18 protein-coding genes and 1 pseudogene are annotated in these 14,923 nt (G+C 42.1%); 16 read left to right on the top strand and 3 right to left on the bottom strand.

Annotation, left to right across the window (positions count from 1 at the left end; genetic code table 11):
* Window positions 1-90: 90 nt before the first annotated feature.
* Both devC (H6F41_RS15410) and H6F41_RS15405 read right to left on the bottom strand, forming a co-directional pair.
* Window positions 91-1,164 (bottom strand): ABC transporter permease DevC, encoded by a 1,074-nt coding sequence (devC, locus tag H6F41_RS15410; RefSeq protein ID WP_190404355.1) that lies wholly within the window; start codon window positions 1,162-1,164, stop codon window positions 91-93.
* On the bottom strand, window positions 1,161-2,336 hold the full coding sequence (locus H6F41_RS15405) for an HlyD family efflux transporter periplasmic adaptor subunit (protein ID WP_190404354.1): 1,176 nt from the start codon (window positions 2,334-2,336) through the stop codon (window positions 1,161-1,163). Before H6F41_RS15405 ends, devC (H6F41_RS15410) begins: the two co-directional genes overlap by 4 nt.
* A 119-nt stretch (window positions 2,337-2,455) precedes the next feature.
* On the opposite strand from H6F41_RS15405, the gene H6F41_RS15400 reads away from it, so the two are divergent.
* The 9 genes and pseudogenes from H6F41_RS15400 (at window position 2,456) to H6F41_RS15365 (ending at window position 7,957) form a co-directional block, all read left to right on the top strand.
* On the top strand, window positions 2,456-3,076 hold the full coding sequence (locus H6F41_RS15400; RefSeq protein WP_190404353.1) for a TetR/AcrR family transcriptional regulator: 621 nt from the start codon (window positions 2,456-2,458) through the stop codon (window positions 3,074-3,076).
* Between the two features lie 255 nt (window positions 3,077-3,331).
* A complete protein-coding gene (locus H6F41_RS15395) occupies window positions 3,332-3,889 on the top strand; it encodes a hypothetical protein (protein WP_190404352.1) in 558 nt (185 codons plus the stop codon).
* A 223-nt stretch (window positions 3,890-4,112) separates the two neighbouring features.
* Entirely contained in the window at window positions 4,113-4,412 is a 300-nt protein-coding gene (locus tag H6F41_RS15390) for a helix-hairpin-helix domain-containing protein (protein WP_190404351.1), read from the top strand.
* Window positions 4,409-4,632 (top strand): annotated as a pseudogene (locus H6F41_RS19405) (hypothetical protein). The gene H6F41_RS15390 and the pseudogene H6F41_RS19405 overlap by 4 nt, the downstream one beginning before the upstream one ends.
* 56 nt (window positions 4,633-4,688) lie before the next feature.
* A complete protein-coding gene (locus H6F41_RS15385) occupies window positions 4,689-5,015 on the top strand; it encodes a hypothetical protein (protein ID WP_199288795.1) in 327 nt (108 codons plus the stop codon).
* Window positions 5,016-5,343: 328 nt separating this feature from the next.
* Window positions 5,344-6,096 (top strand): SDR family NAD(P)-dependent oxidoreductase, encoded by a 753-nt coding sequence (locus tag H6F41_RS15380; RefSeq protein WP_190404350.1) that lies wholly within the window; start codon window positions 5,344-5,346, stop codon window positions 6,094-6,096.
* Between the two features lie 69 nt (window positions 6,097-6,165).
* On the top strand, window positions 6,166-6,645 hold the full coding sequence (locus tag H6F41_RS15375; protein WP_190404349.1) for a GNAT family N-acetyltransferase: 480 nt from the start codon (window positions 6,166-6,168) through the stop codon (window positions 6,643-6,645).
* 289 nt (window positions 6,646-6,934) lie between these two features.
* On the top strand, window positions 6,935-7,495 hold the full coding sequence (locus tag H6F41_RS15370; protein ID WP_190404348.1) for a GNAT family N-acetyltransferase: 561 nt from the start codon (window positions 6,935-6,937) through the stop codon (window positions 7,493-7,495).
* Window positions 7,496-7,498: 3 nt separating this feature from the next.
* Window positions 7,499-7,957 (top strand): ASCH domain-containing protein, encoded by a 459-nt coding sequence (locus H6F41_RS15365; protein ID WP_190404347.1) that lies wholly within the window; start codon window positions 7,499-7,501, stop codon window positions 7,955-7,957.
* Window positions 7,958-8,076: 119 nt separating this feature from the next.
* Here the strand turns inward: H6F41_RS15365 and H6F41_RS15360 are convergent, their stop codons facing one another.
* Entirely contained in the window at window positions 8,077-8,427 is a 351-nt protein-coding gene (locus H6F41_RS15360) for a MerR family transcriptional regulator (protein ID WP_190404346.1), read from the bottom strand.
* 97 nt (window positions 8,428-8,524) lie between these two features.
* Between H6F41_RS15360 and H6F41_RS15355 the strand changes: the two genes are divergently transcribed.
* The 7 genes from H6F41_RS15355 (at window position 8,525) to H6F41_RS15325 (ending at window position 14,873) form a co-directional block, all read left to right on the top strand.
* Complete coding sequence (locus H6F41_RS15355; protein WP_190404345.1) at window positions 8,525-9,331, top strand: SDR family oxidoreductase; 807 nt, start codon at window positions 8,525-8,527, stop codon at window positions 9,329-9,331.
* Window positions 9,332-9,497: 166 nt separating this feature from the next.
* Window positions 9,498-9,980: an SRPBCC family protein gene (locus tag H6F41_RS15350; RefSeq protein WP_190404344.1), complete on the top strand. Its 483-nt coding sequence runs from the start codon at window positions 9,498-9,500 to the stop codon at window positions 9,978-9,980.
* Between the two features lie 295 nt (window positions 9,981-10,275).
* Entirely contained in the window at window positions 10,276-10,875 is a 600-nt protein-coding gene (locus H6F41_RS15345) for a TetR/AcrR family transcriptional regulator (protein ID WP_190404343.1), read from the top strand.
* A 35-nt stretch (window positions 10,876-10,910) separates the two neighbouring features.
* Window positions 10,911-12,092, top strand: coding sequence for an ABC exporter membrane fusion protein (locus H6F41_RS15340; protein ID WP_190404342.1), 1,182 nt, complete (start codon window positions 10,911-10,913; stop codon window positions 12,090-12,092).
* Between the two features lie 6 nt (window positions 12,093-12,098).
* Window positions 12,099-13,271 carry an ABC transporter permease DevC gene (devC, locus tag H6F41_RS15335; RefSeq protein WP_190404341.1) on the top strand — a complete coding sequence of 391 codons (1,173 nt, stop codon included), beginning with the start codon at window positions 12,099-12,101 and terminating at the stop codon, window positions 13,269-13,271.
* A gap of 16 nt (window positions 13,272-13,287) precedes the next feature.
* Window positions 13,288-14,004 (top strand): DevA family ABC transporter ATP-binding protein, encoded by a 717-nt coding sequence (locus H6F41_RS15330; RefSeq protein ID WP_190404340.1) that lies wholly within the window; start codon window positions 13,288-13,290, stop codon window positions 14,002-14,004.
* Window positions 14,005-14,372: 368 nt separating this feature from the next.
* Window positions 14,373-14,873, top strand: coding sequence for an AAA family ATPase (locus tag H6F41_RS15325; protein ID WP_190404358.1), 501 nt, complete (start codon window positions 14,373-14,375; stop codon window positions 14,871-14,873).
* Window positions 14,874-14,923 lie beyond the last annotated feature (50 nt).

The raw sequence follows: 14,923 nt of genomic DNA, 5'->3' as shown, positions 1-14,923 counted from the left end.
CATCTAATATTTGACGTTTTATCCATTTTGGTGGGCAAGTTTTCTTTTTTCTCGGCAACAGAGGTTCAATAATCTCCCACTCTTTATCGCTTAGGCTACTGATATATCCCATGTTTGATCCCTTTCATTACTCTTCCTAAGATACCAAATGGGTTCTATAAAGCGATCGCCATATCCCATCGCCTTAAAAGTGGCATATTCCGCAAGGTGATCGTTGACATCAGTAGAGAGAATCTGAAACACAATCACAATCCCCACCACAAAAGCCATGGCTGTACCAAAGCCAAAGACTAAACCGATGGGAGTTGTTTCGCCCCAGTAGGCTAATTCAAAATCGATAAATTCTTGCTTAGTGGAAGCGATCGCATCTTTGGGCAGAACCGCTCTAAGGTCTGCTAGGACTTGTTGAACATCTTCTCCTTCCTTGACCTTGACTAATCCCAGAGTGATTTGCCCTGCTGTTCGTTCAGGAAAAAATCTGAGAAAGTTCTCTTGGCTAGTAATCAGAGTGCCATCCGTTGCAAAAGAAGCTCCTAGGGAAAATAATCCTGCAACTTGGATAGAACGGCGATCGATTTCGGTGGCAACTGTCTTGCCATCTTCCACTGCGGCAACCACCTTGTCATACTTACCTCTGGCTTTGCGGTCAAATAGAAAAGTGTCTGGCTGCTTCAGTTTATCAAGGTTTTTATTCACCTCAGGAAAATTAAAAGCTGGTCTTTCTACGCTCTGACCGACTAGAGTAAGTTGGGTCTTTAAGCGTGTCTCAGGATTTTTCCAGACCACCGTCGAGATATAGACTGCATCCGCAGATGAGACGTTAGGGATATCTTGAATTTGATAAATACGGCGGCGCGGTAAGGTGTTTGCGAGGGACAAATCTCGATATTGAGCGCTACGAATCACAATATCTGCATCAATGCTGCGATGAAGTAGGACATTACCATCAAAAAGTGCCGCTTGGATTCCCAATTGAGCAAACATGAGTAAGTCAGCAAAACCGATTCCCGCGATCGCTACGAATAGTCTACCTTTGTTCTTGGTTAGCTGCTTCCAACCAATCGGGGTGCGTTGAGTAAAGCTCTGCCAAAATTTATGCTTAGGCTTTTCTATTTCTTGTTTGAATAGAACTTTCTCTTCTTGCTCAGGCAAAATTAAAGTCATAGTTGAATTTCTCCTGTTACCTGAAGATTGGTTAAGGATCTCACTTGACTAGCGGAATCAGGATCAAGTTTTACTCTGACTTCCACAACTCGCGCATCAATATTTGCCGTCGTATCCGAGTTCACCACATTCTGACGTTGCACCCTTTCGCCAATTTCGACCACTTCACCTGTCAAAGCCTTGGGCAGACTATCACCAAAGAGTTTTACTGTTTTTCCTTTTTCCACTTTGACAATATCGCCTTCAAACACCTCCAGAACTGCCAGCATCTGATCGGTTTTACCGATTTCCACAATGCCATTACTGGAAACCAATTCTCCCGCACGGGTATTTACCTCAAGGACTACACCTGCTTGAGGTGTTCGTACATAGGCTAGATCTAGTTGCGCCTTTGCCTGTTGCAATGAAGCGATCGCGCGATCCACCTGTGCTTGAGATGCCATGACATCCACCGCCCGAACTTCAGAAATACGATCCAATGTCGATTGAGCTTCATTTAACTCAGGCGATCGCGTAGTTTGAATGCGATTAATGACAGCTTCAGCTTCTTGTAAATTCCTTTGGGCTACCGCCAAAGCCAATCGCTTACTATCTCGGAGCGAGGCATTGGTTGCACCCTCTTTGTAAAGTATTTCATACCGTTGAGACTCGGTTTGAGCATTTTGCACTTCCATCTGAAGTCTGGCGATCGCTGCCCGTTGAGCTTGAATATCGCCTTCGCGTTGGGCAGCAATACGAGCGATCGCTGCTTGTTGGGAATTAATCTCCCCCCGCTTTGCACCTGATTTCACCACTTCCAAATTAGCTAAAGCCACATTGACTTGCTCTTCCGCTTCAAGTAAAGATGCTTCAAGGCGATCGCGACTATCCAGAATTGCTATTACTTGCCCTGCTTTAACCTGATCGCCTTGTTTTACCAAAAGCTTTTCTACGCGACTATTGCCACCAATTGATGATGAGGGTGCAGCAAGTTTGATGACTTTGCCCTGTGGCTCTAGATAACCTAAAGCTGTGACGGTCTTAACTTTGGGTGCGACATTTTCTGTTGGTTGAGCTTGAGAACTAGGAGATAGCGATCGCCATAGAGTGAACGTACCAAATGTTCCAAGGAGAATGAGAGGCACGACAATAATAAACTTTTTTGGGATTTTAGGGGCGTTTGCTATCTGCATATTACAAGCTCCATACTGGACTTTGGCTATTTAACTAAACCGTTTAGTAAAGTTAATTTGTCAATAAACTAAACTATGTAGTAAAATTATGTCAAGCACTTTTCTATATTTTTTTATTCATGCAATCCTCTAAGCCTTCGCATCCCAATCGCCCCGAAAAAACAGCTGCTATTTTAGATGGAGCTATGCAGATTTTTTTAGAGCAGGGATACGCTGGCACGACAATGGATAAGGTTGCTTCGGCGGCGGGGGTATCAAAACCAACGATATACAATCACTTCCAAGATAAAGAAGAGTTATTTAATGCCCTGTTAGAGAAATTAGTACTTGAGAAGGAATGGGCAAAATGTCCTTCAGATTTACAAAATTTTTCTTCAGAACCAGCCCACATTGTCTTGAAGCGTATAGCTAACGAAGTCTTAGATAACTGTACTGATTCTTCTGAACAAATGACTTTTCTAAGGTTAGTAATTGGAGAGTCAGGACGTTTTCCTGAATTAAGCAAATCTTTTATTAGGAATATGGATAAGCCGATTATTAATTCTCTCTCAGGATATTTTGCAAGCCAAGGTGTATCTGCGCCCGATGTGGCGGCTCGAATGTTTATGGGTACGCTGATTTTCTTTTTGATGACCAGTGAAATGATGGGTGGGAAAGATATTATTCCCATTGATCGTGATTATTTAGTTGATAATTTGATTAATACGATTCTTAGTGCAGAAGTGAAAGCTGCAAATTAGACAGCCAAAAGTTTTAAGAAAGTGCAAAATGTCGTAAGCGATCGCTTATGGCAAGTTTTCGACAGATAAGTTATTGGAGCGATCGGCTAGAAATCACGACTCACAGTAATAGCGATCGGCTTTGTGAGATAGATTGTTGAAGCGATCTCACTTGACTTAAAGTAGAAATCTGCGTTATTTTTTCCTCGATAGAGTAATTAAACCGCAATTGCGTTAGAATTTTATGTTAAATCCATGAAATGCCAAAGATAGTTTATGCTCGAAAATATTCTTACAATAATTGCGTCATCAAGCATATCTGCAGCTATTGTTGGTTGGCTTTTAAAGACATGGTTGACTGAGAGGATTCAGCAAAACATCAGGCACCAATATCAAGAGAAACTTGAAAGACTTAAAGCCGATATCAAATCAGAATTTGATCACAAGTTGGAACTTCACAAAAGTGAAGTAAAGGCGCAAGAAATAGTTAATCAGTCAAAATGGGAAATTAAGCGAACCTCGTGTTTGGAGGCACTTGAAATTGTTGATATCTTTTTTGCAAACTTGGATTGGGGAGGGTTCAAACCTGCTTCACAAGAACCTGTGGATGTTGCTAAGGCAAGGGCTTGTTACAATAAGCTTGCCATAACTTGTGAATCAACTGAAGTTTTGGATCATTACAAACACTGTCTTGCGGTACGACCAACAGGCGAACCAGTAAGAAATATTACTGCCGATTCCATTGTTGATCTTAGAAACGCTATCCGAAAAGAATTAGGCTTTGGTTCGGAGGTAGATAAAGACAGAATGTCATCATGGATAGCAATGCTATAGACACAATTGAGGGCAGATTTGTGGTAGTCAGAGACTTGTCAGACTTTGTTGCTAACCAGTCAAAAGCATTCTAACACTGCGTTGGAGCCGGCATCGCAAAAATGATCTGTGTTGGCATCAGGTCTAAAAACTTGCACGTTTGTGGCTCAACTTGCATAGTGATTAGATAGAAACTTTCTATGCAAGTATTATGGTTATATTTCTAATTTAGAGTAAAAAGAGGATGAAAAAATCTTTAGACGAAGTAAAGGAACTTGAACACCTTCCAAATATCGGTAAGGCAATCGCTACCGATCTACGTAGCATTGGCATTGAACTTCCCGATCAGCTCAAAATCCGAGAGCCATTGGAGGTTTTCAATGAACTTGCTGATGTAATGGGTCATCGTCACGATCCATGTTTACTTGATGTACTCATTTCTGCTAAAAGATTTCTTGAGGGAGAAGCTGCTAAGCCTTGGTGGAGTTATACTAGCGAGCGTCGAATGCTTCTTGCAAATTACTTAAAAGAAGAAAGTCAATGAAATTTGGATATACGATTATTTACGTTACTGACGTATTGAAGTCATTGACTTTTTTTAAAACAGCTTTTGGACTCAGCAAGAAATTCATAGACCTGTCAGGAGATTAGGAAGAGGTTGATAATGGGGAAATGGCGTTATCTTTAAGCCTTGGGGTCAGATTGCTTCATATGTTAGGTGTCCAGATGAAACTTTGATTGAATTGTGTACGTCGATGTCCTAAAAAAGTATAACAACGCTGTTGCAGCGGGCTGTCGAAAACCAATGATATTGACACAGATGTCATTTGCAGCCGATGAACAACAACTTTATGTGCAATCGAAATCCAAAACTATGCCACTTTATACATACATTGTTACTTACGAAGATTCTAATTATGTAGGTCAAGGAAACCATAGCAATTTCAGAGGCTTTGTAAATGCTTGGTGTTCTGAAATGCCTGATAATGCGCTCAAAGGCTTTAATTCAAGTCTCAAAAAGCAGCTTATAGAAATAGCTTATCGAGGCGAATTTAATCCCGTTCCAAATAGAAAAAATGTGTGGCAGAAATGTATTGAGTTAAATGGTAAGCCATTTACTATTCATGCCATTGAAACAAAGAACTAGCATTTACTCCTTTTGCACTCAAGGATTAACGGTGCAGCACGAATCCTTGAGTGCAAAAGGAATGTGTATTTTCTGGCACAAATAAGTGAATTGCATTATTACTCTTTAACTAAGTAAAACATTGGCTTTTCAAACATTAAAACTAGCTATAGCTTCTCTTTACAGTAATAGCGATCGCTTTGAGAAGGTAGATTGTTGATGCGATCGCATTTGACTTAAAGTAGAAACCTGCGGTATTTTGTCACCCAGTAGAGTAACTAAATCGCAATTGCGTTAAAACTATAAGTTAGACAGAATTAGATTTAAGGAAAATGAGAAGAGTAAGATTATGACTGAAGATAGAGATAGAAAGAGAGTTGCCCTTGTGACTGGTTCGACCTCTGGCATTGGGATGGCGATCGCAAAGCGGCTTGCTGATGATGGCTTTATGATTGCTTTTCATTCCAAGTCTTCAGTAATAGTTGGACAGACATTAGCGGAAGCTTATCCTAGTGCATCATACTTTCAGGCTGATTTCTCCGACCAACAGCAATCTCGTTATTTGATTTCTGAGGTTCTATCACATTATGGTCGGCTAGATGTATTGGTTAACAATGCAGGTGTGAGTGCAACGATTCCACATACCTCTCTAAAGGAAGCCTCACCAGAGATTTGGCGAGACCTTTATGAAGTCAACGTTATCGCTCCTTGGACACTCATTACAGAGGCTGAAACTGCTTTACGTCAGTCATCAAGTCGTGAACGCCCTAGCTGTATTCTCAATATTAGTTCTCATGCTGGCATCCGTCCTAAGGGAGCTTCAATCCCATACTCTGCTAGCAAAGCCGCTCTAAATCATATGACAAAGCTCCTTGCGGTGAGTCTGTCACCCTTGATTCGTGTGAATGCGATCGCTCCTGGTTTGGTTGACACCCCCATGAGCAAAGATTGGACAGATGCACGAAAGCTCTGGGAGGAACGATCTCCGATGGGACGAGGAGCACAACCCGAAGAGATAGCACAGATAGCTTCTATGATCGTTGCAAGTCACTATCTCACGGGAGAAATTATAATTTCAGACGGAGGGCTAAACCTTACATAGTATAGGTACGTTAAAAAATATCTGACGTGAGGTATTGTTATCCTAGAAGATTCAAAGATTAACAGATAGATGATAAGTATCATAAAAGCGGATCTCAGTTTATCTGCTCATGTGAAAGCGATGATCCAATTAATGGATGAGTATGCACTTGACCCAATGGGCGGTGGTCAAGGTCTATCCAATCAAGTTAAATTAAATCTCCCTGCAGAGTTAGCAAAGCGAAAATCGGCTCATGTTATTCTTGCGTTTGTTGATTCTCGACCCGCAGGTCTTGTTATTTGCTTTGAAGGATTCTCTACGTTTGCTTGCAAGCCATTACTAAATATCCATGATGCCATTGTTGCTTTACCTTACCGTGGACAAGGTTTGTCAAAACTTCTGTTACAGAAAGCAGAGGATATCGCAATCGATTTGGGCTGCTGTAAACTTACTCTAGAAGTACTTGAAGGGAATCATGTTGCTCAAGCAGCGTACAAGGCTTTTGGATTCAGTGGCTATGAGCTAGATCCAAAAATGGGAAAAGCATTATTCTGGGAAAAGAAATTATGAGAAGTATTCAACAGACGAAGAAGTCTAAGCGCGATCGCCAATATCGTTGAGTTCTTAAAAGCTATTGGCGATTCCTTTCAGGATGCGTCCCGCCGCAAAGAACAACATTTATTGAGCGATCGCCTAGAAATCATGACTCACAGGAATGGCGATCGCCTTTAGAATATAGATTGTTGATGCGATCGTAACTGAATTAAAGTAAAATTTGTAGTGATTTGTTCTTAAACGCCAAAAACAATCTGTAATTGTATTGTAAATTTTAAATTGATAGTCTTTGAAATAGCTTTCAATGTTTACGCAAAGGTTTCTCCCTAAATCTACGCAAAGACTAATTCTGCGTAGACTTATCGATCAGGATCTAGAACGGTTTCTTGATTATCGTCAAGATCCACAAGTTGCTCAATTTCAGGGTTGGTCAGGGTTCTCCCATAGTGAAGCGCAATCTTTTATTAGAGAAATGCATACTGAAGAAATTGGGAAGCTAGGAGAATGGTTTCAAATTGCGATCGCACACAAGCAATCCAACTTACTCCTTGGTGATATCGGGATGCTGATTTATGCTGAAGATCCATCAATTGTGGAAATTGGGTTTACTTTGAATCGTAATGAGCAAGGTAAAGGATATGCTAAAGAAGCTGTTCAAGCTCTAATTGATTCGCTGTTTGAACTTGAAAATATCCACAAGATTGTCGGTGTAACTGACATACGAAATGAACCATCCGTCAATCTGCTTAGACGTTTGGGTATGAAATTATTGCGATCAGATGAAGTAGAGTTCAAAGGTGAGTTATGCATTGAGCAAACTTTTGAATTAGACAGAAAAGATCAATTACTTCAAAAAACTCGGTGAACAATGAAAAAATTAGAACAATATTGGCAGTCATATATAGAAAAGTGTCCGAATATTTCATCTACTTCTGAGAGTTATGAGGCTCATCAATTTGGTGATTCTTCTGCTTTGGCAGATAAACTTAGAGCCTTAATTCTAAAGGGAGTTAAGACGGCAACTTGTTCAGCTTTATGGGAATGGGAAGCAGAGGAAATCGCTCTCCCTAAAGTGGGATCTAAAACAATTGTTTTGGATGGGGACAATAACCCACTTTGTATTATTGAAACTGTAGATGTAGAGATTCGAGCATTTTGTAAAGTGGACACACAGTTCGCCTACGAAGAGGGTGAGGATGACCGATCTCTAGACTCTTGGAGAAGGAGCCATTGGAGGTATTTCTCGCGAGTATTGCCTGATATTGGTAAGCAGCCAACCCCTGAGATGCTTTTAGTATGCGAATATTTTCGCGTTGTGTATAGGTAGGTAAGCACTTATGAATGTGACGTATGCTAATAATGCTCATGCACATCTATATACACCAAGAGTGAATGTTAGTGCGATCGCCCAGAAATCACGACTTACAGTAACAGCAATCGCTTTGATTATCCAGTAACTCGATTACGCTTCGCAGTCAGGTAAAGCTTAACTTCCTCAAGGTGGCGCATCTTTTCATCGATCTGCTCCAGTTTACTATCGATTATTTTCAATTTTTCAGCGATCGGCATCTCCATATTTCCCCAAGTATCTATTAGATGCTTCATCTCACTGAGCGTAAATCCTAAGGATTTACCTTGGGTAATTATGGCAACTCGATCTAGCATTTCTGGGCTAAAGTCCATATAAGATCTCGTCCCTGCTTGACGCTCTTGAGACTCAATCAAGCCTTTTTTTTCATAAAAGCGAATGGTGTCCTTAGTCAAACCTGTTTTCTTCGCCAATTCACCTATTAGCATGATATTTCCTCAAATCTAAAATTTACTCTTGACTGTGGAGTATAGTCCACAGTTTATGCTTGCGAATGAATAATTTAAAACTTCTTGGAAATCATTCATGAGTCAGACAGTTCTAATTACGGGAGCTTCTAGTGGAATTGGTGAAGCAACTGCTAAATATTTTCTGCAAAAGGGATGGAATGTTGCAGCAACAATGCGATCGCCTCAAAAGGCAGGCGATTGGGCAAACTCTGAAAATGTTATTTGTCCCCTACTGGATCTCACAAAGACAGACACGATCGAGGCGGCGATCCATGAAACGCTTGAGAGGTTTGGGCGAATTGATGTGCTAGTAAATAACGCTGGATATGCATTGATGGGACCCCTGGAAGGAGTGACCCCTGAGCAGTTGCATCTTCAGTTTCAGACTAATTTTTTCGGACTAGTCACCGCGATTCAAACCATTCTGCCCATTTTGCGTCAGCAGGGCGGAGGTACGATCGTCAATGTGGCATCGATCGGCGGTCGTCTTGCCTTTCCCTTGGTCTCGCCTTACCACGCGACGAAATGGGCGGTAGAAGGGCTATCTGAGTCATTACGCTATGAGCTACGACGCTTTGGCATTCAGGTGAAAATTATTGAACCAGGTGGCGTTAAAACCGATTTTATTGATCGCAGTACTAACTGGGTTAGTCATCCCGATTACACTGTGATGGTGGATCGAGTGAAACGCTTTAATCAGAGAGTGGATGCATCTTTGCCTGGACCTGAAGGAGTTGCCAGAAGCATTTACCGTGCCGCGATCGATCGCTCAGGTAGACTGCGTTATTCTCCTCATGGAGAAGCTTTTTTCTGGTTGCACACACTGCTTCCCGATCGTGTCTGGCGAGCTCTGGTCGAAACCATGATGCTAGGAAAAGAGTAAGTAGGAGTATTCAATGAAAACCTTTGGAACGGGTGGTTCTGGGTTTGTCGGTCGCTGCGTGATTCAGATGCTATGCGATTGCTTTCAGCACACTCTCTAAAAGATGATTGAGGCGATTTTGTTTGACTTAAATTAGGATCTATAGCATCAAAAAGGAGTTCTTTGTATGCGTTTACTTTCAGCATCTATTAAAACTAAGGTTAACGCTGATCAAGTTAAAGTCTTTGAACATGTCGTACCAATTGACCTCACCTCCATATTCAAAGGTTATGGACTGCTTCCCTCTGTCGTCGGCATTCAAAATCAGATTGGCTCTTGGGATGCGGAAGGTCAAACGCGCACTGTGCATCTATCAGATAATAGCTCTGTACAAGAAATGCTGACAAAATATGAGCATCCATATTACTTCAGTTATACAGTTAGCTGCTTTACTGGTTCGCTTCGATTTCTTGCAACTTCTGCTAATGGTGAGTGGTGGTTTAGTGGTGGCTCTTCGGGGCAGACCCATATCAAGTGGCGTTATACATTCCATGCACGATCTTTTTTAGCTTTTCCAATACTTTGGTTGATTACCAATTTACTATGGCGCAATTATATGTGTGAAGCATTGCAATTATCCAAATCACAAATTGAACGTAATGTTATCTAGCAGGCGCTCACACTCGAAACAAATTTCCAATCAAACAGTTGTAAGTCAAACCTATATTGCTCAACTATGAAGTGAAAACCTTAATCAGGGCAAACGCACACATTTCTGAACAATTTACTGGTAATCCTCCAATGCTTGCCAAGCAAGAGCTTTAACCAAATGAGAGAAAAGAGCAAAATGAGATAGCCAAAATCAAAAAATCTAATCTGCCTATTGACACTAAACAGTCTGGACGGTATAGTTTTTTTCAAGACAAGTTGATTGTCTTAGTTTTTTAGTATTCGAGCCAAAAGTTATGGTTACTGAGCAGAGTGGAGGTATGACAGAGGCTTTGGAGGTAGGTAAGCGATCGCGATCGGCGACGCGAGAATCACTGCTCAATGCAGCGGGTGAAGTCGTTTTGCGCCTTGGGGCTGACGCTCTGACCCTTGATGCAGTTTCCAAAGAAGCAGGCGTAAGTAAAGGCGGATTGCTCTATCATTTCCCTAATAAAGAAGCTCTGCTGATAGGGATGGTGGCAAACCTGATCGCCGAGTTCGAGCAATTATTAGAGATAGAACTTGTTCGCGAAGGCGATCTCACCGTCAAGGGTGCTTGGTTGCGGGCTTACATCAGGGCTGGAGATATATTTGATCGTCAAAATGCTGCAATTCAGTCTGGATTGTTGGCGGCGTTCACTAAGGATAGTAAACTCCTGCAACCATACCAAGAAGTTGCTACACGGTGGCATCAGCAAGCCTGCAATTGTGGTCTTGATCCACTCAAGGTAGGAGTAATTCTCTTAGCTGCGGATGGGCTTTCTTGGAATCAGTTACTAGGGCTTAACTGCATTTCTGATGATCGGCGATCGCAACTGATCGAGGAACTAATTCGGATGACTTATACCGATGAATGAAGTTCGCTAAGTTTTTTGAAATGGATTAGTAAAACATGACATCTCAATCTTTTTTTAACTCCCGCCATCTTTGGCTTGGGGGAATTTTCCTCGCGACTTTAGCCACAGGAATTTCTATATTTAGCGTTGTCTCTTTTAGTAAGCCCAATGCTACAAGTAATACCTCAGCGATCGCTAGCACGACTTTAACTGTTTCGGCGCTCGGTCGATTGGAACCCGAAGGAGAAGTCATGCGTTTAGCGGCTCCTGTAGCTCTAGATGGCGATCGCTTAAAAGAGTTGCGCGTCCAAGTAGGCGATCGGGTGAAAGCAGGGCAGATTATTGCTGTCTTAGATGCTAGCGATCGCTTTGCTGATGAAGTGGCGCAAGCTAAGGCTCAGGTGGAGATTGCTCAAGCGGAATTCGCAAGAGTTAGTGCTGGCACGAAACAATCGGAAATTCAGGCACAAGAAGCATCGATCTTACGACTGCAAGCAGATTTGCGCGGTAGTGAAGCTTCCCAATCGGCAACAATTTCCCGTTGGCAATCGGAAGTTCGTACTGCCGAAACAGAGTTGGTGCGTTTTCAACAACTCTATGCACAAGGCGCAGTTTCTGCTTCGGTCTTAGATACTAAACGTCTGGCGGCGGAAACAACTCGCGCCCAATTGCAAGAAGCTCTGAGTAACCGTGATCGCTTTGCCAATACTCTCCAAGCTCAAATTCTTGAGGCAAGTAGTACTCGCGATCGCATTGCCGAAGTTAGACCTGTGGATATTGCTACCAAAGCAAGAGAAGTAGACAGTGCGATCGCATCTCTCAAGCGTGCAGAAACTAACCTCGCCCAAGCATATATCCGCGCTCCCAGAGCAGGGCAAGTTCTGAAAATCCATACGCGAGTGGGTGAAAAAATCAGCAATGATGGAGTGGTGGAACTAGGAGCAACCGATCAAATGGTGGCAGTCCTAGAGATTTATCAAACCGATATTGATCGGGTGAAGGTTGGACAAACTGTACAAATTACTGGTCAATCTTTTCAGGGAGAAGTTAAAGGCACTGTATCACAGATCGGCTTGCAGGTAGAGCGGCAAAACATTGCAGGAAATCAACCAGGAGAGAATCTCGATCGCCGTGTGATTGAAGTCAAAGTGCGCTTAACCCCCGAAGATAGCCGTCGTGTTGCTGCTTTTACAAATTTACAAGTTCAAGGCAAAATTCAGCTTTCATCTACAAATTAATACTATATGTTCCGTAAATTACTGCGAAAAACGCCCCTTGCTTGGCTACAACTGACTCGCAATAAAGTTCGCTTTACCGTGGCGCTATCAGGCATTGCCTTTGCTGACATCTTGATGTTTGTGCAGATGGGTTTTGAAGGAGCGCTCTATGATTCGGCAAGGAAACCCTATCGCGAACTCATTCAGGCGGATTTGGTGATCGCTAGTACGCAATTTCAGACTCTCATTTCTACACCAAGTTTTCAACGCGATCGCCTTTATCAAAGCCTTGCCCATCCTCAAGTTAAATCTGTTTCTCCTCTGTATATATCTGTTGCTGGTCAGTGGCGCAATCCTGAAACTCGCCAAAATCGAGCGATTCTCATTTGGGGTGTAGATGCGGGTAATCCTAGTGTCAAGCTGCCTGATCCTGCTCAGCAGATTCCCCAAATCCAACAACTCGATCGCGTGTTATTTGATCGCGCTGGTCGTCCCGAATATGGCGATGTTGCGAATATGTTTATGCAAAAGGGTGAATTGGAAGCTCAGCTAAATAATAAGTTAGTACAAGTAAGTGGACTTTTTGAAGTTGGGTCTTCCTTTGCCGCCGATGGCAATATCATTACCAGCGATGCGACTTTTTTACGTTTATTTCCCGAACGAAGCAGCGATCGCCTTGAGATGGGATTAATTCATTTGAAAGAAGGATCTGACGTTCAGCAAGTCAAAATGGAACTAGCTAAGCTGCTATCTAATGATGTGCGGGTTCTAACTCCCGAAGAATGGGCAGGTGTGGAAAAGAACTATTGGGAATCAGGGACAGGCATCGGATTTATCTTCGGCTTGGGTGTGGCGATGGGTTTTATTGTCGGCATTGTGATTGTCTATCAAATTCTCTATTCTGATGTCTCCGATCACCTTGCAGAATATGCCACTCTCAAGGCGATGGGCTACAGCGATCGCTTTCTCTTAAGTATCCTTTTCCAAGAGGCTCTTTTGTTAGCTTGCTTAGGATTTCTACCTAGTTTCCTGCTTTCCGTAGGACTATACCAAGTTACCTACGCTGCCACCATGTTACCGATAAAAATGACGCTAGAACGCGCCACTTCCGTATTTGTGATGACCGTAGTCATGTGTACAGTTTCAGGAGCGATCGCTATGCGAAAACTCCAAACCGCTGATCCTGCTGATATTTTCTAATTATTTTTTGAACTTTATGTCAGCCTTAACTTCCATTACTACCACGCCCGTAATCTCTGCCCAAAATCTCAATCATTATTTTGGTGAAGGTGACTTACGCAAACAGGCGCTTTTTGATATCAATCTCGATATCCATGCTGGCGAAATCATCATCATGACGGGACCTTCTGGCTCAGGTAAAACGACACTTCTAACGCTTATGGGCGGTTTGCGATCGGCGCAGGAGGGCAGCCTTACCATCTTGGATCGAGAAATTCGGGGCGCTGATAAAATCTCTCTCATGCAAATCCGCCGTAATATTGGCTATATCTTTCAAGCCCATAATTTAATGACATTTCTCACCGCCAAACAGAATGTGCGAATGTCTCTAGAACTTCACGATGAGGATGGAACTTCTGATCTAGATGGTACTGCTACCGCCATGCTCGAAGCGTTTGGGCTTGGTCATCGCCTCGATTATTTTCCTGATAGTCTCTCTGGTGGGCAAAAACAACGGGTGGCGATCGCCCGTGCGCTAGTTTCGCAACCCAAAATTGTCCTAGCCGATGAACCTACAGCTGCCCTCGATAAAAAATCGGGTCGCGAAGTTGTGGAACTCATGCAAACCCTCGCCAAACAAAAAGGTTGCACAATTCTCCTCATCACTCACGACAATCGCATTCTCGACATCGCCGATCGCATTGTCTATATGGAAGATGGTAAATTGATGCCAAATTCTGAAGCTGGTCATTAATTAATGGCGATCGCAAAGTTAAATAATAAGTGATAAGTAAGCGATTGGAGACTAGTCAGACATCTTAATCAAAAACATTAATATTTTTATGTTGTCGGGCTAACACGCCAAATAGGTGATTAGGCAGAATTTCTCCGTATAACGTACCATATGCAAATAACCCGAAATTTTCTGCCTAACATGCCATATAGTATGACTAGACAGAATTTTTCCGTCTAATAGGCTTTGTTGCATGAATATCCCAGAAGCCTTATTTAGTCAAGGTTTAGCAATTAGGAGCCTTATTGAGAAAAGCCTATGTAGCAAGGATTTCAGCCGAATCATGCAACAAAGCCCGTCTAATATATAGTTATGCAGAGAAAGAAGTGATGAATCAGAAGGGAACTTTAATATTCTTCTGTGGAAAAATGGGTTCTGGTAAATCTACTCTGTCCTGTAAGATTGCTGAAGAACTAAACGCCATCTTATTGTCGGAAGACAAGTGGTTATCAACTATTTATCCTGAAGAAATACAGAATTTTGATGACTACTTGAAATATTCAAAGCGCCTAAAACTATTGTTAAAGAATCATGTAATAGATATTCTTAATGCTGGACTTTCTGTAGTAATGGATTTTCCAGCAAACACGATAAATCAAAGAGCATGGTTCAAAGAGATATTTTTATCTGCAAGCATACCTCATAAGTTGATATACCTTGATGTTGATGAAAAGACTTGCCTAAAAGGAATTGAAAAGCGGAGGGAGACTAATCCAGAGCGGGCAAAGTTTGATACCGAAGATGTTTTCCATCATGTAACCAGCTTTTTTCAACCACCATCTGTCGATGAGGGTTTCTACATTGAAGTTGTGCGTCGAGATGCTTCTTAGTTGCCGTATTTAAGAAATTCATAACAAATCATTGGAGCGGACAGAACTGT

Source organism: Pseudanabaena mucicola FACHB-723 (assembly GCF_014696385.1).
Taxonomy (GTDB): Bacteria; Cyanobacteriota; Cyanobacteriia; order Pseudanabaenales; family Pseudanabaenaceae; genus Pseudanabaena.
The sequence above is the reverse complement of the archived record's forward strand: the minus strand, read 5'-3'. Positions and strand labels throughout refer to the sequence as shown.